1 protein-coding gene is annotated in these 876 nt (G+C 53.0%); it reads right to left on the bottom strand.

Annotated features, from left to right (window positions below; genetic code table 11):
• Positions 1 to 809 (bottom strand): IS5 family transposase gene (locus ACWPWQ_RS21290; protein ID WP_454010709.1). Its coding sequence is split into 2 segments (ribosomal slippage), with 810 coding nucleotides annotated over them: positions 1 to 467 and positions 467 to 809; the frame shifts between segments, so codons are not numbered across the junction. This gene is flagged as partial in the annotation.
• Positions 810 to 876: the final 67 nt, after the last annotated feature.

Here is an 876-nt window from a genome sequence, read left to right as displayed (position 1 = left end):
AAGGCAGAAAGCCAGCTTGATAAAGGCTGCAAAACTTCCCGCCAGCTTTTCATACCTCGTTGAGAATCGGCGAAACTTCTTCAGCCATCCGAAGCACCGTTCGACCACATTTCTCCTACGATAACGAGCTTTGTCTAACACCAGTGGACGTCCCTTATGGTGCCGTTGCTGGTCGCTGCGTTGCGGGATAACCGCTTTTATCTTTCTGCGCCGGAGTTCTGCCCGCAGAGCCCTGCTGCTATAGGCCTTATCTGCGGCAAGATGCGTTGGCCGCGTGCGATAACGGCCTGATGAAGTCGGGATCCTTGCCATGGCCAACGCACTTGTCGCATATCTGATTTCCGCTGATTGCCCCGGCGAAAGGCAGAACCCCAGCGGTAAACCATTACCATCAGTGACCAAGTGAATTTTGCTGCCAAAACCACCACGAGAGCGACCAAGAGCTTGATTCACCGGAGTGTTTTTTTACGCGCTCCGGCAGCATCTTTGGATGCCCTGACATTGGAGCCGTCAATGCACCACAGGTCGAAGTCGATAAGCCCTTCTTCATTGAGATGCAGTTGCAGTGCCGCAAGGATGGCATCGATGCGGCCTGTGCTTTGCCAACGTCGAAAGGAGTTGTAGACCGAGTTCCATGGGCCGAAACGTTCTGGCAGATCTCGCCAAGGTGCACCGGTGTGAAGTATCCAGAGAATGCCATCAAGCACTTGGCGTGGCTCACGAGTAGGGCGTCCGCTTATGCGGTGATGTGGAAACAGGGGCTCGATAAGCCCCCATTGTGCATCGGTTAACTGATAGCGACGGGACACTACATAGGTCTTAAGCTGTTGAGAAGATGTGAGATTATATCTTCATCACTTTAAGAACACAGCCTAG

The sequence above is a fragment of the Aeromonas sp. Marseille-Q7275 genome, from assembly GCF_965119515.1.
Note: the sequence above shows the minus strand (reverse complement) of the source record. Positions and strands in the feature narration are given on the sequence as shown.